Raw genomic sequence first — 20306 nt, forward strand, 5'->3', positions numbered from 1 at the left:
GAAGGAGGCCTCCAGTTCTCGCAGTGCTGACTGGAGGGCTCCTTCGAGGCCTTCGCTTCGCTGCGGCACCTCAGGATGAGGTGGATTGGTTGGGGAGTTGGGGGAGCCACGCTGCTGCGTCCCGCCCTCACGCCGGCACGCTGCGCGGGGTGTAGACGAAGGGCGTCGCGTCACCGCGTGGGATCAGCCGGGTGCTGGAAGCGCCGATAATGACCATCGTCGCCATATCCGCCTTGGTCTCCCGAGCCTGCGCCAGGGTGAGGATCCGGATCGCCTCGTCCGGGCGGGAGACCGCGCGGGCGAAGATGACCGGCGTCTCCGGTGCGCGGTGCTCGGCCGCCAGACCGAGCGCGGCCCCGAGCTGCCACGGCCGGGCCGACGAGATCGGGTTGTAGAGGGAGATCACGAAATCGGCCCGCAGCACCGCCTCGAGCCGCGCGGTGATGACCTCCCAGGGCTTGAGGTTGTCGGACAGCGACATCGCGCAGAAATCGCCGCCGAGGGGCGCGCCGAGGCGGGCGGCGGCCGCCAGCATCGCCGTGATGCCTGGCTCGACCGTAATGGCGAGGTGGCGCCAGGCCGGGTCGCCGGTCTCCACCGCCTCGAAGATTGCCGCCGCCATGGCGAAGACCCCCGGATCGCCGCCGGACACCACCGCGACCCGGCGGCCGGAGGCGGCGAGCCGGAGCGCATGGCCGGCACGGTCGATCTCGACGCGGTTGTCGGTGGCGTGTTTCGTCAGCCCCGGACGATCGGGCACGCGGGCGACGTAGGGGATGTAGCCGATGAGGTCCTGCGCCTGCGCCAGGGCCTCGCTCGCCGCCTGGGTGAGGAGACGCGGATCGCCCGGCCCGAGGCCGACGACCGTGACGGAGCCGGTCACGGGCGGCGCCCCTCGCCGGGGACCAGGACCATCGAGAAGTAGGGGGCGTCGTCGTCCGGCTTCTCGGCCAGCGCGATCACTTTCTCGCCGGCCATGGTGCCGCGTTCCACATAGACCGCGCGATCGAGGAGGCCGGTCTCGGCCAAAGCACGGCGCACCTTCGGCAGGTGGCGGCCGAGCTTCATGATGACGGCGGCGTCGGTGATGCGCAGGCGCTCCACCAGGGCGTCATGGCCCAGCGTCGCCGGTAGAATGGTCAGTACGTCGTCGCCCCAGGTGATCGGCGTTCCGGCCCTGGTCCAGCAGCCGGACATGCCGGTGACGCCGGGCACCACCTCCACCGGGAAACGGTCCTTCAGGCGCCGCCACAGATGCATGAACGAGCCGTAGAAGAACGGGTCGCCCTCCGACAGGATCGCGACGTCGCACCCGGCCCCGAGATGGTCGGCGATCCGCGTCGCCGCATCGTCGTAGAAAGACGCGAGGGCGGAGACGTACTCGCCATGCTCGGGCGGAAGCTCGGTGGTGTAGGGATAGACCAGCGGCATCTCGCGGGCCGGGTCGCGCATCACCGCATCGGCGATGGTGCGGGAATTGCCGCGCCGGCCCTTCTTGCAGAAATGCACCAGGACCGGCGCCTCGGCCAGGAGCTTCATGGCGCGCACGGTGAGATAATCCGGGTCGCCCGGCCCCATCCCGACGCCGTAGAGCGTGCCGGTGGTGACCTGTCGCGGGATCTCGGTGACGTCCGCCGGCTCGGCGGGGGGAAGCCGCTCGCTCGAATCCATCACTCGATCTCGTTGGCGAGGGCGTTGATCGCGGAGGCGGTCATGGCGCTGCCGCCGCGCCTTCCATGAACGACGATGAAGGGCACCCGACCGTCGCGGGCGAGGGCCTCCTTCGATTCGGCGGCCCCCACGAAGCCGACGGGGATACCGATGACCGCCGCAGGCGGGGCGACGCCTTCATCGAGCAGTTCGAGCAGCCGGAACAGGGCGGTCGGCGCGTTGCCGACGGCGACGATGCTGCCGGGAAGATGCTCGCGCCAGAGTTCCATGGCGGCGGCCGTGCGGGTCGTGTTCATCTCGGCGGCGAGGCCGGGCACGCGAGGGTCGGTCAGGGTGCAGATCACCCGGTTGTCGGCGGGAAGGCGCGAGCGGGTGACACCGTCGGCGACCATGCGCACATCGCACAGGATCGGTGCTCCGGCTTTGAGCGCGGCCTCGCCGCTGGCGGCGAAATCCTCGGAGGCTTCCACGTCTTTGGGCAGGTCGGTCATGCCGCAGGCATGGATCATCCGCACGACGACGCGTTCGGCGGTGCCGGAGAAGCGGGCGAGGTCGGCCTCGGCGCGGATCATGGCGAAGGATCGGGCGTAGATCGCCTGTCCGTCGCGCAGATAGTCGAGGCGCGAACTCATGGGGATGTCCTGAAAGCGTGGGCGAGGGTGTCGGGATAGGCCGGATCGGCCCTCCTTACGCGCTCCAGCGCCGCGTCGAAAGTGAGGAGGGTCGCCGGCAATGCATCGGGCCGGCCGTCGAGGACGATGCCATAGAGGCCATTGCGTCCGACCAGGGTGAGCGAGGCGGCGGCAGGATGGGCACAGCCCTTGGCGCAGCCGGAGACATGGGCCGACAGGCCTTGCGCCGAGAAGGCCTCGAAGGCGTCGGCCAGCCGTGCCGCGTCGATAAGCGTCGTCGTCGAGCCGGAAGCGCAGGCCGGCGCTCCCGGACAGGCGGCAACCGCCCGCCTCGGATCGTCCGGCTCCGTCAAGAAGCCTGCCGCCGCGAGGATGGGTCGCACCGCCTCCGCCGCCGCCGCGTTGGGGGCAACGAGCAGAAACCCCCTCGTCGGCGAGAGCCGCAGGGGCTCCATCCCGAGAATTTCGGTCGCATCGGCGAGGGAGTCCAGGGCGTCCGCCGTGCAGCGGCCGAAGGGCGCGTCGAGCAGGATGCCGACGGGCGAAGCTTCGCTCGGGGGGGATTCGTGCTGTCCGCGAGCGATGGGAAGATGTGAGTTCAGGGCAAGTAGGCCAGGACGCGGTAGCGGTGCGCCAGGAGGAGGCGTTGCGGAGCGCAGGCCGAGGCCGAGCGCCAGGCCGCTCCTGTCCAGGGAGGATAGATCCCGCATCCGGCGCTCACCGCTCTCGGCGAGCCGGCGCAAGGCGGCGTCGAGGACAGAATGCACGCCGTCGGCCGGGACATGCCACCAAGCCGCATCGCCTGCGAGCTGCAACACCAAGCCCTCCGCCGTGGCGACGAGATGGCAATCCGGCTGGGCCCCGCCGAGGCAGGCGTCGCACTCCGCCGCCTCGACGGCGACCAGCGCCTTGGGCGGCAGGCCCGGGATCGCCAACCCGATGGCCTCGATCGCCCCGGCCAGGGTCGGAATGTCGATGGCCGTCGCTTCGAGGCCGGCGAGCGGCGCGGTCAGGGTGAGCCGCTGTGGCCCGCCGTCGCTACGCACATCGTCGAGCGCGGCCGCGCCGAGGGCCTCCGCGAGGCCGCAGCGGGTTGCCTCGGTGACGCCCCGGACCTGTAGGTTCGCCCGCGCCGTCACGTCGATATGGCCGTTGCCGAAGCGGCGCGCGCCTTCCGCCACCGCCCGCGCCTGCGCCGGCGTAAGGATGCCCAGTGGTGGATGCACGCGGGCAAGCAGCCCGTCCCCCGTCGGCATCGGCCGGGCGAGGCTCGGGCACCAGCCCCGGCGTGCAGGCTCCGGAGAGACGCGGCGCGGCGCGCTCATTCGGCAGCCTCCGGCATCAGCTCGTCGGCGGCCATGGCGTTGCGGCGGGTGGTCCAGAGGCCGCGCCGGCGCGCTTCGTCGAACCGTTCGAGGATGGCGCGGGCGGCATCGGGATTGGCCGCGCGCAGGGCATTGAACGTATCGAGATCGGCGATCATCGCCCCGTAGAGCCGGTCGAGATCGGAGTCGGAGATGGCGTCCGTGGCGGCGGCGAGGACGAAGACCGCGTCGATCCCCTGTGCCAGTTCCTGGGCGCCGCGATAGCCGTGGCGCAGCTGCGCCGCGATCCAGCGCGGGTTCGCGAGCTTGGCACGGATGAGGCGCGCCGCATCCTCGCGGGCGGTGCGCGCCTTGGGCTTTTCCGGGTCGGCAACGTCGAGGCTGTAGAGTGCGGGAGCGCGCCCGCCGAGCGCGGCGGCGGCGGAGAACCCTCCCATGGCATCGGCCGCGGCGTCGCCGTCGAGGAGGTCCCGTTCGGCGACATCGAAGGCGTGGACATAGGCGTCGGCCTGCGCGACGCGGGTGGCGAAGCCCGCATCGGCCATGTCCTCGATCCCGCCATAGGCATGCGAGGTGGCGTCGAGATAGGCTTGGCCGAGATCGTCGCGGCTCTGCCATTGTCCGTCGAGGGCGAGTTCGCCGGCACCGGCGCCGTAGCGGCCGGGTGCTGCGCCGTAGACACGGGCGGAGGCCTCGCCCCGGCGGCGCGCGGCGGCAAGGGGGTTCTCGTCGTCCTCCTCGTCGCGCTCGGCGACGGCAGATGCCGCGCGGGCGAGGAGGGAGAGGGTCTCGGGAAAGGTGTCGCGAAACGCGCCCGAGACACGCAGAGTCACGTCGATGCGCGGCCGGTCGAGGAGGGCGAGCGGCATCACCTCGAAACCGGTGACGCGGGTGGAGGCATGGTCCCAGGTCGGGCGCACGCCCATGAGTGCCAGGGCATGCGCCACGTCCTCGCCGCCGGTGCGAAGGGTCGGAGAGGCCCAGAGATCCATGACGATGCGGGCCGGGTAGTCGCCCTCGTCCTGCAGGTAGCGCCGGACCACCGCATCGGCGGCTTTCGAGCCGAGCAGCGTGGCGGCCCGCGTCGGCAGGCTGCGCGGATCCAGCGTGGTGAGGTTGCGCCCCGTGGGCATCACGTCGGTCCGCCCGCGAGAGGGCGAACCGGCGGGGCCTGGGGGAACGAAGCGTCCGTCGAGGGCCGCGAGCAGTCCCTCGCGCTCGGCGACCGCGCAGGCTCTCACAGGGGCCGGCGCGTCGTCCGGTGCCGATCCGAACACGTGGAGCCCGTCGCGGGTGGTCACCTCACCGAGATCGCACAGATGCGCGTCGAGGGCGGTGAGCGCGTCGGCCATGGGAGTGTCGGCGTCGATCCCGGCGCCCGACAGAAGGCCGGCATCGGCCGCATCGTCGAGGATCGCGCGGGCGATGATGTCTGCCCGTCGCGGATCGAGCACGCTGGCCGAGGAATATTCCTCCACGAGTTCGCGTAGCCGTGCGGCCTCCGGGGTCAAGCCGGCGCATTCGGTTTGCGGCGTCAAGTGGCCCAGCGCGATGCCGCCGAGCCGGCGTTTCACCGGGGCCGCCTCGCCGGGATCGTCGACGATGAAGGGGTAGATTACGGGCATGTGCCCAATCGCCCGTGCCGGCCAGCAGGCCGGCGACAAGGCCACCGCCTTGCCCGGCAGCCATTCGGTGGTGCCGTGGGTGCCGAGATGGATCAGGGCGTCGAACCCTTCCCGCAATCCGAGATGGAAGGCGAGATAGGCATGGGTCGGCGGCTCGTCGGGGTCGTGATAGCCCGCCTTGCGATCCGCCGCCCGGCCACGATTGGGCTGAAGGAAGACGGCGAGGCCGGCGCTTCGTTCTTGGTCGTCCCCACCACCGACCTCATCCTGAGGTGCCAGCGCATAGCGCTGGCCTCGAAGGAGGCCTCCAGGACCCTTTACGGAGACTGGAGGTCTCCTTCGAAGCCGCTGACGCGGCGCCTCAGGATGAGGTCGAGCGTCGGACGGAGAACTGTCGAGCACCATCGGGAAGCGGAACGCTCCGTCGGTGCAGACCGGGTCGGCCTCCGGCTCGCCCCACCGTCGATCGAGCGTGCCGCGCTCGTCCGGCGATAGTGTGGAGAGCCAGTCGCGATAGGCCGCGAGCGGCACCGCGAAGGTCGGAGCCTCCTTCGTGAGCGCGTGCATCAGAGCGTCCGGCTCCGGCAGGTGGCCCACCGCATAGCCGGCCTGCCGCAGCGTCTCCGCGATGGTCCCCGCACTCGCCGGCGTGTCGAGCCCCACGGCGAAGCCGGCCCGGCCGCCCCGGGCGGGGTAGTCGGACAGGACCAGGGCGAGGCGACGTCCTGCACGCGGCCGATGCTTCAGCGCCACCCAGGCGGAGGCGCGGTCGGCCAGGGCCGCGATGCCGGCCGGGAAGGGAACGGCGCGGCGCTCGCTGAACCCATCGAGGTCCGGCCCGTCCTCCTTGAACGAAATCGGGAAACCGGAGAGCCGTCCGTCGAATTCGGGAAGCGCCACCTGCATGGCGAGGTCGGCGGCGTTCATTCCCCGCGCCGAGGCTTCCCAGGCTTCCCGTGAGGCCCCGATCGTGTAGGCCTGCAGAATGGGCGCGTCGGCTGAATCGAGGACGAATCCAGCATCCTCCCGCGCGGAGAAGGCCGTCGCCGCGATGACGATGTCCGGGCTGCGCGTGGCCAGTATCTTCCGCACGGCATCGAGGGCGAGCGCGTCCTTGAGGCTTGCGACCGCAAGGGTGGCGGCTCCGATGCCGCGCTCGCCGAGGGCCGCGATGAGGTCGGCCACGGGCCGGGTGTCGCCGCCGAGCACAGCTGAGCGATAGACCAGGATCAGCGCGAGGGGGCGGTTCTGCCCAGCTGCGGCCAGGGCGGTCTCGTGTGCGACCGGTCCGCAGCCCGGACACCAGGCAAAGCCGCGCGGCAGGGCGACCGGCGGCAGCGCTTCGACCGCGTTCCCGATCTCGCGGGAGAGGCGCCGGATCATCCGGCGCAGGTTGTCGGACCCGCCCGCGCGGCAATAGCCCTCGAGTGTCTCCACCAGTTCGGGAGCCACCGTCGAGAAGGCGGTGAGGCGGGGATCGGGCTTGTCGCAGCCCGGAATGACGGCGAGCTTCACGCCGTTCGCGCGAGCCGCGGCGGCGGCGCGCTCGACGCCGTAGCGCCAGTAATCGAGGCCACCGAGGCAGCGGATGACCACGAATTTCGACCGCGCGATCACGTTGTCCACGTAGAGATCAACGGACATCGGATGGCGCAGCCGCGCCAGCTTGGCGAGGCGGAGCGTCGGGACGTCGACTGCCGACGGGTCCCGTGCCGCCGCCTCCCGCTCGGCCGCATGCGCGCCGGCCATGCCGGAGAGGTCGGAATCGGTGAAGGACAGGAACACGATGTCGCCGGGCGCCTGGCCCAGATCGATGGCGGCTTCGCCCTCGTCGAGGGAGACCGTGTCGATTCGGATCAGATGCATGGGCGGCGCGCCGTCATGGCTGTGCCCTGGAGGACGTCCGCTCGGTCACGGCGCTTTGGCGACCGCGCCGGCGCCACAGCGCCCGAAGGAGAAGCACGCCGATCAGCACCAGCGGTAACCATGGCAGACCGGTGACGACGAAGCGCAAGGCCGATCCCGCGCTCATGCCGAAGGTCTGGCCCGCCTGGGCCCAGGCTTCCTCCACGGGGGCGAGAGGCCCGGCCCTCGCCTCGTCGGAGCGTAGGGCGATGGAGACGAGCTCCGTATCGACGCGCTGGTTCAGGCCGCGCTGCTTGGCATCGGCTTCCTCGATCTGCGACTGAACCTGCGCCAATTCCTGCGCGATGCGGATCAAATCCTCCACGCGCGGGTCGGGCCGTGCAGCGATCGCGTCGAGCCGGGCGCGATAGGCGGTGAGCTGGGCCAAGCGCCGGCCGCCATCCTCGATGGCGTCCGTCAGGTCGTCGGCACGCGTCGACTGGCTCCGGAGCACGACGTCACCCGCCGCCTCGCCGGGGAGGGGCGCCGTGACGAAGGCCATGAAGGGGGCGACGGATTCATGCGGCAGTCGGACCTGGACCTGCGCCTGCGGACGGCCCGCAGGCCTCCGGCCATCGTCGATGGAAGCAGCGACGAGGACGCATTTCAGGGCCGCCTCGTTCAGGCAGCGGTCGCGCGCCGCCTCGAAATGCGCATTCACCCGCTGGGGCGGTAATCCGATGGTCAGGTCGTGGGTATAGGCGAGCTTCGCATCGCTCGTCTGGGCGAGCGGGCGGGCCACCGGAGCGAGGCGTGCCATCGCCCGGCTGTCCGAGGCCTGAAACTCCGGTTTGGGTGGGCGTGAATCCGAGCAGCCACCGATCGCCGCGAGAGCCGCCAGGCCGGACGCGGCAACGAGGCCGCGGCACCCGTGAGCCAGGATCCGTCGGGCGGTCAACGCGCTCACCCCGCCAGGGCGGCTGCCACCGCCCCCTGGTCGAAACCCTTCAGGCCGATGACCACGAGCCGGCCGTCGCGGTTCTCGCTCGCCCGCCAGGGGCGGTCGTAATGATGGGCGATACGGGCACCGACGCCCTGGACCACGAGGCGCATCGGCTTGCCGGTGACCTCGGCGAAGCCCTTGATCCGCAGGACGCCGCTGGTCTCGGCGGCGCGGGCGACGCGGGAGGCCAGATCCTCGGCGCTCGCCGTGGCAGGCACCGCAATGGCCACGGAGTCGAAATCGTCGTGATCGTGGTCCTCGCCCTCGCCGTGATGGGAGGGGCGGGCGTCGAGATCGTCCTCGGCGGCGGCGCCGAGACCGAGGATCACGCGCGGATCGAGGCGGCCATGCTCGGCCTCGACCATCTTCACCGCGCGCGGCAGCTGGCGCTCCACCTCGGCGCGGACCTTGGCCTTGCCGGCGTCGTCGAGGAGGTCGGCCTTGTTCATCACCACGAGGTCGGCGCAAAGGAGCTGGTCCTCGAACACCTCTTCCAGCGGGTTGTCGTGATCGACGCTGGCATCGTCGGCCCGCTGGGCGGCGAGGGCCGCCGGATCGTCGGCGAAGAAGCCGGCAGCGACGGCGGGGCCGTCGATGACCGCGATCACCCCGTCCACGGTCACCCGCGAGCGGATCGCCGGCCAGTGGAAGGCCTGGACCAGGGGCTTCGGCAGAGCGAGTCCGGACGTCTCGATGAGGATGTGCTCCGGCGGGTCGGCGCGGTCGAGGAGCTTGTTCAGGGCGGGCACGAAATCGTCCGCCACGGTGCAGCAGATGCAGCCATTGGCCAGCTCCACGATGTCCTCGTCCTGGCAGCCCTCGATGCCGCAGGCGGCCAGGAACGATCCGTCGAAGCCGATATCGCCGAACTCGTTGACGATGATGGCGAGCCGACGACCGCCGGCATTCTCCACGAGGTGACGGACGAGGGTCGTCTTGCCGGCTCCGAGGAAGCCGGTGACGATGGTGCAGGGGATCTTCTCGACGATGCTCATTCGGCGGCGTCCGGAATTCTGTCCGCGCGGGGCGGAGGAAACGGGGGAATGCGGGCGACGACGCCTTTGCGGAACGCTTCCGGCCGCGCCTTCCAGGGCACGATGCCGTCGGGCGTCTCCGCGTACAGGCCGATGCCCGCGAGGATGGTTCTGGCGGATTCGACCGGGTCGAGATCGCCGTAGACGTAGGTCCAGCGGCCTTCGGAAGCCACGGCGACGGTGCAGGGGCGCTTGCAGACCGACAGGCACTCCACGCTCTCGACCGCGATGCCCTCGATGGCGGCTTCCTTCACCGCATCGCGCAGCGCCGAGACGAGGCGGGCCCCGGCGCGGGGCTCGGATGTGTCGCCGGCCGTGCGGCAGGTGGCGCAGACATAGAGTACGACCGGGCTGCCGGCCTGGATGTCCTCGTCAGGCATGCGACGTCGCCGGGCTCTTGCGCCCGACGCTGTTCCAGGCCCAGCCGAAGGCGAGGCCGATCACCGCCCAGAACACGAAGGCGATGCCCAGCGACCGAGCGGCGAATTGGGCCGCGTAGCCCGGGGGCAGGGCAGAGGCGGTGTGGCTCGTTTCCGGAGCGCCTGCCAGATGCGGCGCGACGAGGAGCACGAGCCCTCCGGCGATGGCGATGGAGGAGCGGCGGATCGCGATGAGGTAGAGCCCCATGGCGGTGGCGGCCGCGGTCATGATCCACCAGAACTGGCGTTCGGCGAGCGGAGCCGCCTCCATGCCGGGTAGTTCAGGCGGCAGGCCGAGGGCCGGGGCGAGGGCCACGGCGAGGAACCCCGCGATGGCGAATCGCAGGCCGGATTCCGGGCTCGGCTCGCGCCCACAGGCAATGAGAGCCGCGCCCAGCAACAGGGCGTAGCCGACGCCGCCGACCAGGGTCGCGAGGGCGGTGAAGACCATCCGGGGCAGGCCGGGGCCGGGCTGCCAGGCCGGTGCGACCTCGCCGCCTTCGACACCGTCCGTTTTGCCGCCATGGTCCTTGCCGCCATGGTCGTGGCCCGAATGGACGGGCACGATGAGGGAGGCCGGGGAGACGCCGCGCGGCATCCATTGCGCGGCCGGCGCCGTGGCTTCGCCGCTCTCGTAACGCTCGGCCGCGATGATCAGCGGCGAGGTGAGGGCAAGCTGCAAGCCCGTGGCGACGACAGCCGCCAGGAAGCCGGCGACCAGGGCCGCCGACACGAGTCGGATCATCATGAAATCAGGTCCTGGCTGAGCGCGAGGCGGTCAGTGGCAGGGGAAATTCTGGGCGTGCCGGAAATCGTGGGCCGCGTTGTGCAGCGCCATCGCCGGGGCGAAGCCGGCCATGAAGACGAGCCCGAGGCCGAGGAAAGCGGCCATGAGCACCGCGCCGAGACGCTCGTTGCTGCGGGTGCCGGTGAGGGCGAGAGTGTTAGTGGTCATCATGTCAGGTCTCCGGCCGCCCCGCCGGCGGCGTTCGAGGATCGAGCGGGAGGACGATTTGGTCCCCTTCGGAAGGCAGGTCTCCTGGCTCGCGGGTCATCCGGTCCTGCCGCCTTCCCGGATCGCTCCGGTGGCCGATGGCAGGCCCGTCTCCGCTCACAGTTGCGGGGGCAGCTGCGGTTTCAGGCGCGAGCCCTCACCGCATTCCCTTTTCACCCCGTCGCCGGGGCACCGTCCGAACTTCGCTTCTACGCGCTCGCGCGACCGCTGACAACGCGCCGCCAAAGCGTTTTACCGGCTTTGACGGGGCAGGGCGGTTTCGCGCTAAAGGGAGCCATGCGGCAGCCTTCTCCAAGAATGACACTGGTTCTCGGCGGCGCGCGCTCGGGCAAGAGCCTGCACGCGGAACGCCTCGTCGAAGCCCACCCGGCGCCTTGGCTCTACCTCGCCACCGCGCAGGCCTGGGACGACGAGATGCGGGAGCGCGTCGCCCTTCACCGGTCGCGCCGCTCGGCGGATTGGATCACCCGGGACGTGCCGATCGACCTGGCCGAGGCCGTCGCTGCGGCGACAGGGCCGGTGCTCGTCGATTGCCTGACCCTGTGGCTCACCAACCTGATCCTGTCCGAGGCCGATATCGAGGCGGCGAGCGCTGCCCTGATCGAGGCCTGCGGCCGCGCGCCGGGGCCGGTGGTGCTCGTCGGCAACGAGGTCGGTCTCGGCATCGTGCCGGACAACGCGCTCGCCCGCCGCTTCCGCGACGCGGCCGGGCGACTGCACCAGCGCCTCGCCGCGCGGGCCGACCATGTGGTGTTCATGGTGGCGGGACTGCCGATGATCGTGAAACCCCAACCCGGAGCGAGCGCATGAACGATCTGGAGATAAATGACGCGGAGGCCGACCGTCACCGCGAGAAGATGGAGAAGCGCAAGGCCGTCCAGGACGCCGAGGTCGCGGCTAAGACGATCGAGAAGGGCCTGCTCATCGTCAATACCGGCCCTGGCAAGGGCAAGACCACGGCCGGGCTCGGCCTCGTCCTGCGGGCGCTCGGCCATGGCTGGCGGGTCGGCGTGGTCCAGTTCATCAAGGGGGGGTGGGATACGGGCGAGAAGCACGCGCTGAAGGCTTTCGGCGCGCAGATCGAATGGCATACGCTCGGCGAGGGCTTCACCTGGGAGACGCAGGACAAGGCCCGCGACATCGCGGCGGCCGAGCATGCCTGGGCCAAGGCCGAGGAGCTGATGGCCGACCCGACCATCCGCCTCGTTCTCCTCGACGAACTCAACATCGCCCTGCGCTACGACTATCTGCCCATCGATGCCGTGGTGGCGGCTTTCCGGGCGCGCCGGCCCGACCTCCACGTCATCGTCACCGGCCGCAACGCCAAGCCGGCCCTCATCCAGGCAGCCGACCTCGTCACCGAGATGGGCAGTGTGAAGCACCATTTCTCGGCCGGCGTGAAGGCGCAGGAGGGGATCGAATTCTGACTGCTGGGCGCGGTCAGGCCCCGCCGCCGACCGGCTGATTCTCGTGGAGGACGAGCTTCAGCGTAGCGACGAAATCCTCCAGGGCGGCGGGATCAAGGTCTCGCTGCAGGGCCCCGTGGGCGACGGCGTTGCGCAGGCTCGCCATGGGGCGAAGCCGATCCGCCTCGTCGGGCGTTACGATGCCTTCGCCCGCGAGCTGTTCGATCAGCCGTACGGACGATTGAGATTGCGACAGGCGGTCCGGAATCAAGGCCCGCCCGATGGCTTCGAAGGTCGACCAGCCGAGCAGCAGAGCGGCCTCCATCTGGCCGGCTGCGATGAGAGCCTCGACCTTCGCGATCGTGCGGTCAATGATGTCGGGCGTCACGCCGTCGATGGCGGGTACGCCGCCGCCGGAGCGAGCGTAGTAGATCCGAAGTTCCCAATCGGCGACACCGAGGAACCGGTCAGCGACTCTTTCCTGGCTTCCCGATCGCGAGCCATCCCGCACGATCTCGATCGCGAGATTCTTGGGTTTTCCGAGCGCAATCGCGTCGGGAACGTAGTCGCCCATGAAGGATGGCAGAAGCTGGCGGGAAGGGTGAGTATAGACCTCGTAGCCGGCATCCATGAGTGTCGGGATGATGAGGTCGAGGACCGGCCGTTCTAGTTCCATGCCGCTCATGCCAGTTCCTCGAATGGATCGTCCGAGAGCCTTACGTATAGAATCGGCTTCTGTGCCGACAGGGCCGCCGCCAGGACGGGGCTCGGCTGCGTGAACGAAAACACCCGCTGCGGTTCGAACTTCTGGATGACCACCCGTTCGATCTGAGAATCATCCATGTAGATGTGCTGGTTGAGGTCATCGAGAACCAGTTTGACGATATTGTCCACATCGCCCTGCACGGAGCCGACGGGGAAGTAGAACAGCGTCACGGCGAGTTTACCCTCGCAGGCGAAGTGATTCTCGGGCAAGGAGCCGTCGCTTGCCGCTCGGACCTTCTGCTTCCATTGCGATTTGGAACTCGATCGGGCCGATTGGAACGAGACCGGTGTGCCGCTGACGAGGAACTCGATGGGAAAGATGAGCTCCACGAGAGATCGCCTAGCGTCGCGGGCTTCGGTCCCGCAACTTATGCACGGCTTCATCAACGTGTATAGGGTATCGCGGAATCTCCCTTGGGTTGTGTTCCGTCGCGGCTTCCGACGCTGCCTCGTTCCGCTCACGCTTCTTCTGTCCGGTGCCGGTGCGGCCTCTGCGGAGTCCATCACATCCTGGCCGGACACCTATCTCGGCCGGGTCGAGGCGCTGGCGGTGATGGAGGGGCTGAACGCGCGGCTCCTGGCGAGCCGCAGCGCCACCGCGACCCTCGAAGGCTGGTGCTCCGAGCACGGCATGGCGACGGACCCGCGGCTCACGGCGACCCTCCTGCGCGATGTGGACAAGCCCGCCTCGGAAGAGACGCGCCGCCGCCTCGCCGCCGGACCCGAAACCGTCCTGAAATATCGCCGGGTCCGGCTCGCCTGCGGGAATCACGTTCTGTCGGAGGCCGACAATTGGTACGTGCCGGAGCGACTGAACCCGGAGATGAACCGCCTGCTGGAGACGACCGATACACCCTTTGGCAGGGCGGTCCAGGCGCTGGGCACCACCCGCCAGACCATCGGGGCGGACCGTCTCTGGCAGCCTCTGCCGCCCGGTTGGGACCAGGCGGCCCCGCCCGATCCCGCCTGCACGCCGCTCGCGATTCCGGAGCGCCTGTTCAGCCACCGCGCCGTGCTGTTCACGGCCGAGCGGGTGCCGTTCTCGGAGGTCGTCGAGACCTACGCCTCCGCCATCCTCGATTTCCGCCGGGCCGCGCGGCCTCTCGATACCGCCTGCGTCGCCGGCCCGCCGTCGCGGCCCTGACGCGGCCGTGCTAGGGCACGCCAACGCCCTCGGCACACCGGACGAGACCCGATCGCATGACTGCCCGCGCCTTCATGATCCAGGGCACCGGCTCGGATGTCGGTAAGTCGCTGATCGTGGCCGGCCTGTGCCGCGCCTTCACGCGGCGCGGCCTCGCCGTGCGGCCGTTCAAGCCGCAGAACATGTCCAACAACGCGGCCGTCACCGCCGATGGCGGCGAGATCGGCCGGGCCCAGGCGCTGCAGGCGCGGGCCTGCGGGGTGGCGCCCTCCATCCACATGAACCCGGTCCTGCTGAAGCCCCAGAGCGAGACCGGCTCCCAGGTGGTGGTGCAGGGCCGGATGGTCGGCACCGCGAAGGCGCGGGATTACCAGGCCTGGAAGCCGCGCCTCCTGGCCTCCGTGCTGGAGAGCTTCGATCACCTGAAGGGCCAGGCCGATCTCGTCATCGTCGAGGGGGCCGGCTCGGCCTCCGAGGTCAACCTGCGACGGGGCGACATCGCTAATATGGGCTTTGCGCGGGCCACCGACACGCCCGTGATCCTGCTCGGCGACATCGACCGGGGCGGCGTCATCGCCAGCCTCGTCGGCACCAAGGCGGTGATCGCGCCCGAGGATGCGGCGATGATCGTGGGCTTCCTCGTCAACCGCTTTCGCGGCGACCCGAGCCTGTTCGCCGACGGCATGGAGATCGTCGCCACGGCCACCGGCTGGCCCGCCCTCGGCCTCGTGCCGCATTTCCCAGGGGCCGCGCGCCTGCCCGCCGAGGATGCGCTGGGGCTCGCCGGTTCCGCCTCCTCCGGCCGGACGCGCATTCGCGTCGCGGTGCCGGTTCTCCCTCGCATCGCCAATTTCGACGACCTCGATCCGCTACGGGCGGAGCCGGAGGTGGAGGTCGTGCTGGTCCGGTCCGGCGAGGCGATTCCGGGCGACGTCGCCCTCGTCCTGCTGCCGGGCTCGAAGACCACCATCGACGATCTCGACGCCCTCCGTCGCGAGGGATGGGACGTCGACATCCGCGCGCATCTGCGCCGGGGCGGCCATGTGCTCGGCCTCTGCGGCGGCTACCAGATGCTGGGCCGGACGTTGAGCGACCCGCATGGGATCGAGGGCGAGCCGCGCAGCGTCGCCGGGCTCGGCCTGCTCGACGTCGAGACGTTGATGACGCCGCTGAAGCGCCTCGAGGCGGTGAGCGGGCGGAGCCTCTCCGACGACCTGCCGTTCAGCGGCTATGAGATGCATGTGGGCGACACGGCCGGTGCGGACACGGTGACACCGCTGCTACGCTTCGCCGACGGACGGGTGGACGGTGCGGTCTCTGGCGACGGGCGGGTCTGCGGCACCTACGTTCACGGCCTCTTCGCCGACGACCGGCAGCGGGCCGCCTGGCTCGCGCGCCTGGGAGCGGCCTCCGACGGTCATTCCTACGAGGGCGAGGTCGAACGCGTCCTCGATGCCCTCGCGCGACATGTCGAGGCGCATGTCGATTGCGACCGACTGTTCGCCTTGGCGCGCTAGCAGTTCCCCAACATAGGCTCGACCGATCGAGCTCCCGCGCAAGGCACGAGCCATGAGGAAGTAGCCCGAGACGCCGTCGCCGCCGGAGGTCGACGCGCCTCACTCGTGAGACCGGGCTGCGCTCCTAGCTGCCCACCGTGGTGCTGCCCGGCCCCGCGCTTGAAACTCGCCTGTAGGGCGAGCTTGATAGTCGCGGTTGTGTCCGCCCTCCGCCGGGACGCCGTCCGCCGCAGCGTCGCCGCGCCGGTCGTCGCCCCACACGCCGCCTGAACGACAAAGGCTGTCAGGGAAGTTTGTATTCGAGCGGTCCGCCATCCTTGACGCTGTCGAACATCACCAGGATTCGCTTGTCGCCCAGCACCGCGACGCCCTCCGCCTTGGCGCCCTTTTCCGCCCCGGTGAGACGGCCGATCGGCTCTAGCTTCGCGTTGGTGGAGGCCCCGGCCGCGAACAGGCTGTAGGGCACGTCGGTCTGCCCCTGAGCCGGCCCGGTGAGGACGAGGAGCCGCCCGTCGGGCAGGATGGCGAGATCGCGGATCCCGGCCCCACGCCCGACCGTGAGGGGGATCACCTGAGGGGCGGCCTTGAGCGGCTCGTGCCCCTGCGCGAAGAGAGCCCCGACATCCGCCTCGACGATGAAGGTCTTGCCGTCATGGGACGGTGCGCGCAGCCCGGCGAACAGGCGTGTTCCATCGACGGCGACGCCCTCGATATTGAGGCCGTTGGGCGTAGCGTCGCCGTCATCGGTCTGGAGATCCTGCGTGTAGTAGGCGCTGACGGTCTCTGCCAGGCCGAGGGCGTCACCGAGGCGGTAGGTGGTCTCGACTGCACTCGCTCCCACCGGCTCGCCGGCCGCGTCGACCCTGATGCGCGCCAGCACGAAGGTGGAGAGCTTGAACTTCGCCTTGCCGCGCGAGCAGCCATGCGAACCGACCACGTAGAAATACGGGGCGGCATAGGCGACGCCTTCGCCGTCGAGATCGTCGAACTTGCCCTCGCCGCCCGAGCATCCGTTCTTCGAGGGCGGGGTTCCCAGCGTGTTCGGGCTCGGTCCACCGCCGACGAGGTCTATATCGGCGCCGGGCGTGATCGTGTGCCCGTCGATGGTGATGAATTGCGCGCCGGTATTCTCGTCGTTGACCACGAGGCAGCGGCGTTTGCCCTCCCGTGGGGGCATGCAGGCGATGCCGCTGATGTCCTTGGCGGGCTTGCCGTCCTTGCCCTTCAGGCCGGACGTCATCGTGTAGGGCGGATCGACGGGCACGAGGTCGTGCTGGCCACCCCCCGCTGCCAAGGCCGGCGCGGCGGCTCCGTGAAGGAAAAGCATCGCCAGAAGACCAGTCCGTGTCATTGCCGGGTGCCCCTTCGAATGTCGGTGATCGGAATTATAGAAAAACAGCTTTGAGTATCGATGCGCCAAGGACGACACATCCGAAAAGCAGCGCGCAGGCGATGCGATACAGGGCCAGCGCCCGCTCCACATCATGAGGGCCCGCCTCCGCCCGTCCGTCGCCCATCCAGGAATCGTCGACGATCTCGGAGCCGTACATACGCGGCCCCGCCAGCCTCAGGCCGAGCGCGCCCGCCATTGCGGCCTCGGGCCAGCCGGCATTGGGCGAGCGATGCCGGCCCGCATCGCACCGGATTGCCCGGTACGCACCGGCCGCGGAGGCGCCGGGATGGAGGAGGGCGGCCGCCGTGATCAGCCCCGCCGAGAGCCGAGAGGCCGGGAGGTTGACGAGATCGTCGAGGCGGGCCGAGGCCCAGCCATAGGATTCGTGGCGGGGCGTACGATGGCCGATCATGCTGTCGGCGGTGTTGATCGCCTTGTAGAGCGCCCCCCCCGGCAGGCCGCCGATCCCGATCCAGAACGCGGGCGCCACGATCCCGTCGGAGAAGTTTTCCGATAGGCTCTCGATGGCGGCGCGGCAGATGCCGGCTTCGTCGAGGCTCTCCGGGTTGCGCCCCACGATCATCGCGACTTCGCGCCGTCCGCCAGCCAGCCCCTCGGAGCGGAGCGCCGAGGAGACACGGCCGACATGATCGTGGAGGCTGCGCTGCGCCGGCAGGGACGCGCAGACGAGGCCGAGCAGGATCAGGGCAGACAGGTGACCGGACACGGCGGCCAGCACCGTCGCCCCGATCGATATCGCCCCGACGACCGCCAGGAGGGCGAGAAGGCCGACTATCCCGGCCGCGCGCCGTCTCGCCTCGCTGCCCGTATTGAGGGACCGGTCGAGCCGGGCGATCACCCAGCCGATCCAGGTGACAGGATGGCCCAGCGCCCTGTAGAGCCGGTCCGGATAGCCGGCCGCCGCCTCGATGGCGAGGGCGAGGCCCAACACCACGAGCGTATCCGGCGGATGGAAGAGAGTGGTCCAGATCATCGGTTCGCGGAGGGGATCCAGGCTGGTGGGCGGGAGCGCGACGGAGGCCCGATGAGCGGAAGCGAGGAGGCGGGCGAGGGGATTCGGCCCATCGCCCATGGCGGCGATCTCGATGCCGCCGGGGCGCTGTTCCCGCACGCCGAACAGCCTTGGATCGACCTCTCCACCGGGATCAATCCGGTCCCGTATCCTTGTCCGCCGTTGGACGCCAGCACGTTCCGGCGGCTTCCTTCCCGTGCCGACCTCCACGCTCTGCTCGCCGCCGCCGCCCGCGCCTATGGCATCGTCGATCCGGACCATCTGGTCGCGGCGCCCGGCACGCAGATCCTCATCGAGACGCTGCCTCGACTGAGGCCCCCTTCGCGGGTGGCCGTCATCGGCCCGACCTATGCCGAGCACGAGGCTGCCTGGCTCCGGGGCGGCCACGCAGTCGCGACGGTGACCGATCCGGCGCAGGCCGAGGAGGCGGACGTCGTCGTCGTGGTCAACCCCAACAATCCCGATGGCCGGACCTGGGAGGCCTCCGCCCTCCTCGATCTTGCGGGACGCCTCGCACGGCGCGGCGGGTGGCTCGTCGTGGACGAGGCCTTCATCGATCTCGAAGAGGTCGAATCCGTTGCGCCCCGTGTGGGGCCGGGGCTGATCGTGCTGCGCTCCTTCGGCAAGACCTATGGCCTCGCCGGCATCCGTCTCGGCTTCGCCCTCACCGAATCTTTGCTCGCCCGGCGGATCGCGCAGGCGCTGGGACCCTGGGCGGTGCCGGGGCCGGCGCTCGCCATCGGCCGCACGGCCTTGGCCGATACGGACTGGCTGCGCGAGGCCGCCCTTGCCCGCCATGCCGATTCGTCGCGTCTCGACCGGCTTCTGGCCTGCCGGGGAGGGCGTGTCGTCGGCGGCACCTGCCTGTTCCGCACGGCCGAGTTCGACGATGCGCCGGGCCTGTTCCGGCGCCTCGGCGAGGCGGGCATCTATGTCCGCCGGTTCGAGGCCAACCCGCGATGGCTGCGTTTCGGCCTGCCGGCGGACAAGGGCGAATGGTGCCGCCTGTCCCGCGTGCTCAAACCCGCCTGATCAGGCGGGCTTCGACCGCGACCGGTCGCCGATCGACACGAGAAGGCCCGCCCCCGAGAGGAGGGCGCCCACCGCGCAGACACCGGGCCACCCCGCCATGAGGAAGGCCTGCGAGCCGGCGAAGGCGCCCAGCGCCCCGAACACGAACATCACCGTGAACAGCACGGTGTTGATCCGGCCCCTGGCGCCCGGGACGAGGGCATAGGCCCGGGTCTGGTTGGCAATGAGCGCGCCGTTGATGCCGATATCGATGAGGAGCACGCCGATGGCGACTGCTACCAGCGAAACCTCTCCTCCCAGCCACAGAACCAGGAACGACGCGAGGACGAGTGCACCACCGGTGACGACCACCGGCCGGGCGCCCTTCCGGTCCGTGTAGCGTCCGGAGAGCGGGGCGACGAAGGCGCCGCAGACCCCGATCACCCCGAACAGCCCGGCGCCGGCAGCGGTGAGATCGAAGGGCGGAGCTTCCACCAGCAGGGCCAGGGTTGCCCAGAACGCGTTGAAACTGGCGAACAACAATCCCTGCGAGAGGCTCGCATTGCGCAGGATCGGCTGAGTCTTCACCAGATGCAGGATCGACAGCATCAGCGCGCGGTAGCGCAGGGGCTTCGTCTGTTTGACCTTTGGGAGGGTCGTCGCCGCTACGAATGCGATGGCCAGGGCCACGACAGCGGCAGCGAAGAACACCGCACGCCAGCCGAAATGCGCGCCGACGAAGCCGCTCACCGTCCGGGCGAGGAGAATGCCGGTGAGGAGACCCGTCATCACCTGCCCGACCATCCGGCCGCGACTCTCATCCGGGGCGAGTTCGGCGGCGAAGGGCACCGCCTGCTGCGCCGCGGAGGAGAGGAATCCGATGAGGAGGCAGGCAAGCGTCAGAAAGGCGAGGTTCGTTGCCAGGGCGGCGCCGAGGAGCGCCACGCTCAGGCCGAGCAACTGCGCCACGATGAGGGTCCGCCTCGGCCAGGCATCGCCCAGCGGGACGAGGCCGAGAATGCCGAGGCCGTAGCCCACGAGGCACGCGGTGGGAACGAGGAGGGCGGCGCGCTCGCCGAACTCGCTCACCAGAACCGCGAGGAGAGGCTGGTTGTAGTAGATGTTGGCGACGGCGCCCCCGGCGATCAGGGTCAGGCCGAAGCGCGCCTTGGCGGTGAAGCCGTGGCTGGAAGCGGTCTCGGGTTGCATGGTCAGGCGTGCACCGGAACGGTGCCGCCCGTCGCGCCAAGTCGATGAAAAAGCGATGGATTGTACGTCATTCGGTGGGCGGGTCCGTGAGCGACGGGATGGCCGTGCCCTCGGTTAGGGGCGGCGGCGCGCGGGGGCAACCCGCGGCCGCGCGAAATGGTCCCAGCTGCGCCGGATGGCCGACGCGGGCCCCGACCTTCCATCGGATGCACCGATCCCCATATACGAATTGTTACCGGACAATGACTTGGTGCGTCGT

The 20306-nt window shown here is 70.1% G+C and carries 20 protein-coding genes and 1 riboswitch; of the genes, 5 read left to right on the forward strand and 15 right to left on the reverse strand.

Annotation, left to right across the window (positions count from 1 at the left end; translation table 11 throughout):
- Nucleotides 1-127: 127 nt before the first annotated feature.
- From cobJ to ACYQML_RS08740, 10 genes are read right to left on the reverse strand one after another with little or no spacing between them, the layout of a single operon-like run.
- On the reverse strand, nucleotides 128-883 hold the full coding sequence (gene cobJ / locus ACYQML_RS08695; RefSeq protein WP_311274227.1) for a precorrin-3B C(17)-methyltransferase: 756 nt from the start codon (nucleotides 881-883) through the stop codon (nucleotides 128-130).
- Nucleotides 880-1671, reverse strand: a complete 792-nt coding sequence (locus ACYQML_RS08700; protein WP_461235314.1) for a precorrin-2 C(20)-methyltransferase — start codon at nucleotides 1669-1671, stop codon at nucleotides 880-882. Before ACYQML_RS08700 ends, cobJ begins: the two co-directional genes overlap by 4 nt.
- Entirely contained in the window at nucleotides 1671-2303 is a 633-nt protein-coding gene (locus ACYQML_RS08705) for a precorrin-8X methylmutase (protein WP_056254407.1), read from the reverse strand. Before ACYQML_RS08705 ends, ACYQML_RS08700 begins: the two co-directional genes overlap by 1 nt.
- A complete protein-coding gene (gene cobG / locus ACYQML_RS08710) occupies nucleotides 2300-3628 on the reverse strand; it encodes a precorrin-3B synthase (RefSeq protein WP_461235315.1) in 1329 nt (442 codons plus the stop codon). Before cobG ends, ACYQML_RS08705 begins: the two co-directional genes overlap by 4 nt.
- Nucleotides 3625-7119, reverse strand: a complete 3495-nt coding sequence (gene cobN / locus ACYQML_RS08715; RefSeq protein ID WP_461235316.1) for a cobaltochelatase subunit CobN — start codon at nucleotides 7117-7119, stop codon at nucleotides 3625-3627. The genes cobG and cobN overlap by 4 nt, the downstream gene beginning before the upstream one ends.
- A 13-nt stretch (nucleotides 7120-7132) precedes the next feature.
- A complete protein-coding gene (locus ACYQML_RS08720; RefSeq protein ID WP_461235317.1) occupies nucleotides 7133-8065 on the reverse strand; it encodes a DUF4349 domain-containing protein in 933 nt (310 codons plus the stop codon).
- On the reverse strand, nucleotides 8062-9096 hold the full coding sequence (gene cobW / locus ACYQML_RS08725) for a cobalamin biosynthesis protein CobW (RefSeq protein WP_311274222.1): 1035 nt from the start codon (nucleotides 9094-9096) through the stop codon (nucleotides 8062-8064). The genes ACYQML_RS08720 and cobW overlap by 4 nt, the downstream gene beginning before the upstream one ends.
- Nucleotides 9093-9515: a DUF1636 family protein gene (locus ACYQML_RS08730; RefSeq protein ID WP_207410164.1), complete on the reverse strand. Its 423-nt coding sequence runs from the start codon at nucleotides 9513-9515 to the stop codon at nucleotides 9093-9095. The genes cobW and ACYQML_RS08730 overlap by 4 nt, the downstream gene beginning before the upstream one ends.
- The gene (locus ACYQML_RS08735; protein ID WP_461235318.1) at nucleotides 9508-10302 is read right to left on the reverse strand and encodes a CbtA family protein; all 795 of its coding nucleotides are present in this window, start codon (nucleotides 10300-10302) and stop codon (nucleotides 9508-9510) included. Before ACYQML_RS08735 ends, ACYQML_RS08730 begins: the two co-directional genes overlap by 8 nt.
- A 30-nt stretch (nucleotides 10303-10332) precedes the next feature.
- Entirely contained in the window at nucleotides 10333-10509 is a 177-nt protein-coding gene (locus ACYQML_RS08740; protein WP_207410167.1) for a CbtB domain-containing protein, read from the reverse strand.
- A 57-nt stretch (nucleotides 10510-10566) separates the two neighbouring features.
- Nucleotides 10567-10760, reverse strand: a riboswitch (cobalamin riboswitch).
- 106 nt (nucleotides 10761-10866) lie between these two features.
- Between ACYQML_RS08740 and cobU the strand changes: the two genes are divergently transcribed.
- The gene (gene cobU / locus ACYQML_RS08745) at nucleotides 10867-11379 is read left to right on the forward strand and encodes a bifunctional adenosylcobinamide kinase/adenosylcobinamide-phosphate guanylyltransferase (protein WP_461221047.1); all 513 of its coding nucleotides are present in this window, start codon (nucleotides 10867-10869) and stop codon (nucleotides 11377-11379) included.
- Nucleotides 11376-11996 (forward strand): cob(I)yrinic acid a,c-diamide adenosyltransferase, encoded by a 621-nt coding sequence (cobO, locus tag ACYQML_RS08750; RefSeq protein WP_461235319.1) that lies wholly within the window; start codon nucleotides 11376-11378, stop codon nucleotides 11994-11996. The genes cobU and cobO overlap by 4 nt, the downstream gene beginning before the upstream one ends.
- Before the next feature lie 13 nt (nucleotides 11997-12009).
- Here the strand turns inward: cobO and ACYQML_RS08755 are convergent, their stop codons facing one another.
- Nucleotides 12010-12660: a hypothetical protein gene (locus tag ACYQML_RS08755; protein ID WP_461235320.1), complete on the reverse strand. Its 651-nt coding sequence runs from the start codon at nucleotides 12658-12660 to the stop codon at nucleotides 12010-12012.
- On the reverse strand, nucleotides 12657-13070 hold the full coding sequence (locus ACYQML_RS08760) for a RusA family crossover junction endodeoxyribonuclease (RefSeq protein WP_461235321.1): 414 nt from the start codon (nucleotides 13068-13070) through the stop codon (nucleotides 12657-12659). The genes ACYQML_RS08755 and ACYQML_RS08760 overlap by 4 nt, the downstream gene beginning before the upstream one ends.
- A 91-nt stretch (nucleotides 13071-13161) precedes the next feature.
- Here ACYQML_RS08760 and ACYQML_RS08765 point away from each other — a divergent pair, with 91 nt between their 5' ends.
- Nucleotides 13162-13884, forward strand: coding sequence for a hypothetical protein (locus ACYQML_RS08765; RefSeq protein WP_461235322.1), 723 nt, complete (start codon nucleotides 13162-13164; stop codon nucleotides 13882-13884).
- A gap of 56 nt (nucleotides 13885-13940) precedes the next feature.
- On the forward strand, nucleotides 13941-15401 hold the full coding sequence (locus ACYQML_RS08770) for a cobyric acid synthase (RefSeq protein ID WP_461235323.1): 1461 nt from the start codon (nucleotides 13941-13943) through the stop codon (nucleotides 15399-15401).
- Nucleotides 15402-15684: 283 nt separating this feature from the next.
- Here the strand turns inward: ACYQML_RS08770 and ACYQML_RS08775 are convergent, their stop codons facing one another.
- Nucleotides 15685-16752 (reverse strand): DUF3616 domain-containing protein, encoded by a 1068-nt coding sequence (locus tag ACYQML_RS08775; protein WP_461235324.1) that lies wholly within the window; start codon nucleotides 16750-16752, stop codon nucleotides 15685-15687.
- A 34-nt stretch (nucleotides 16753-16786) separates the two neighbouring features.
- The gene (gene cbiB, locus ACYQML_RS08780) at nucleotides 16787-17788 is read right to left on the reverse strand and encodes an adenosylcobinamide-phosphate synthase CbiB (protein ID WP_461235325.1); all 1002 of its coding nucleotides are present in this window, start codon (nucleotides 17786-17788) and stop codon (nucleotides 16787-16789) included.
- A gap of 51 nt (nucleotides 17789-17839) precedes the next feature.
- Here cbiB and cobD point away from each other — a divergent pair, with 51 nt between their 5' ends.
- Nucleotides 17840-18859 (forward strand): threonine-phosphate decarboxylase CobD, encoded by a 1020-nt coding sequence (gene cobD / locus ACYQML_RS08785; protein ID WP_461235326.1) that lies wholly within the window; start codon nucleotides 17840-17842, stop codon nucleotides 18857-18859.
- On the opposite strand, the gene ACYQML_RS08790 is transcribed toward cobD, so the two are convergent.
- On the reverse strand, nucleotides 18860-20047 hold the full coding sequence (locus ACYQML_RS08790) for an MFS transporter (protein WP_461229296.1): 1188 nt from the start codon (nucleotides 20045-20047) through the stop codon (nucleotides 18860-18862). It abuts the gene before it with no gap.
- Nucleotides 20048-20306 lie beyond the last annotated feature (259 nt).

This window comes from Methylobacterium sp. CM6244 (genome assembly GCF_054817885.1).

Excerpts from the sequence above, each read along its gene's own strand:
- ACYQML_RS08705 (WP_056254407.1), bottom strand. The coding sequence starts at position 2,303 with ATGAGTTCGCGCCTCGACTATCTGCGCGACGGACAGGCGATCTACGCC.
- cobN (WP_461235316.1), bottom strand. The coding sequence starts at position 7,119 with ATGCATCTGATCCGAATCGACACGGTCTCCCTCGACGAGGGCGAAGCC.
- ACYQML_RS08740 (WP_207410167.1), bottom strand. The coding sequence starts at position 10,509 with ATGACCACTAACACTCTCGCCCTCACCGGCACCCGCAGCAACGAGCGT.
- cobO (WP_461235319.1), top strand. The coding sequence starts at position 11,376 with ATGAACGATCTGGAGATAAATGACGCGGAGGCCGACCGTCACCGCGAG.
- cobD (WP_461235326.1), top strand. The coding sequence starts at position 17,840 with ATGAGCGGAAGCGAGGAGGCGGGCGAGGGGATTCGGCCCATCGCCCAT.
- ACYQML_RS08790 (WP_461229296.1), bottom strand. The coding sequence starts at position 20,047 with ATGCAACCCGAGACCGCTTCCAGCCACGGCTTCACCGCCAAGGCGCGC.
- ACYQML_RS08775 (WP_461235324.1), bottom strand. The coding sequence starts at position 16,752 with ATGACACGGACTGGTCTTCTGGCGATGCTTTTCCTTCACGGAGCCGCC.
- ACYQML_RS08730 (WP_207410164.1), bottom strand. The coding sequence starts at position 9,515 with ATGCCTGACGAGGACATCCAGGCCGGCAGCCCGGTCGTACTCTATGTC.
- cbiB (WP_461235325.1), bottom strand. The coding sequence starts at position 17,788 with ATGATCTGGACCACTCTCTTCCATCCGCCGGATACGCTCGTGGTGTTG.
- ACYQML_RS08755 (WP_461235320.1), bottom strand. The coding sequence starts at position 12,660 with ATGAGCGGCATGGAACTAGAACGGCCGGTCCTCGACCTCATCATCCCG.
- ACYQML_RS08735 (WP_461235318.1), bottom strand. The coding sequence starts at position 10,302 with ATGATGATCCGACTCGTGTCGGCGGCCCTGGTCGCCGGCTTCCTGGCG.
- ACYQML_RS08770 (WP_461235323.1), top strand. The coding sequence starts at position 13,941 with ATGACTGCCCGCGCCTTCATGATCCAGGGCACCGGCTCGGATGTCGGT.
- cobW (WP_311274222.1), bottom strand. The coding sequence starts at position 9,096 with ATGAGCATCGTCGAGAAGATCCCCTGCACCATCGTCACCGGCTTCCTC.
- ACYQML_RS08700 (WP_461235314.1), bottom strand. The coding sequence starts at position 1,671 with ATGGATTCGAGCGAGCGGCTTCCCCCCGCCGAGCCGGCGGACGTCACC.
- cobG (WP_461235315.1), bottom strand. The coding sequence starts at position 3,628 with ATGAGCGCGCCGCGCCGCGTCTCTCCGGAGCCTGCACGCCGGGGCTGG.
- cobU (WP_461221047.1), top strand. The coding sequence starts at position 10,867 with ATGACACTGGTTCTCGGCGGCGCGCGCTCGGGCAAGAGCCTGCACGCG.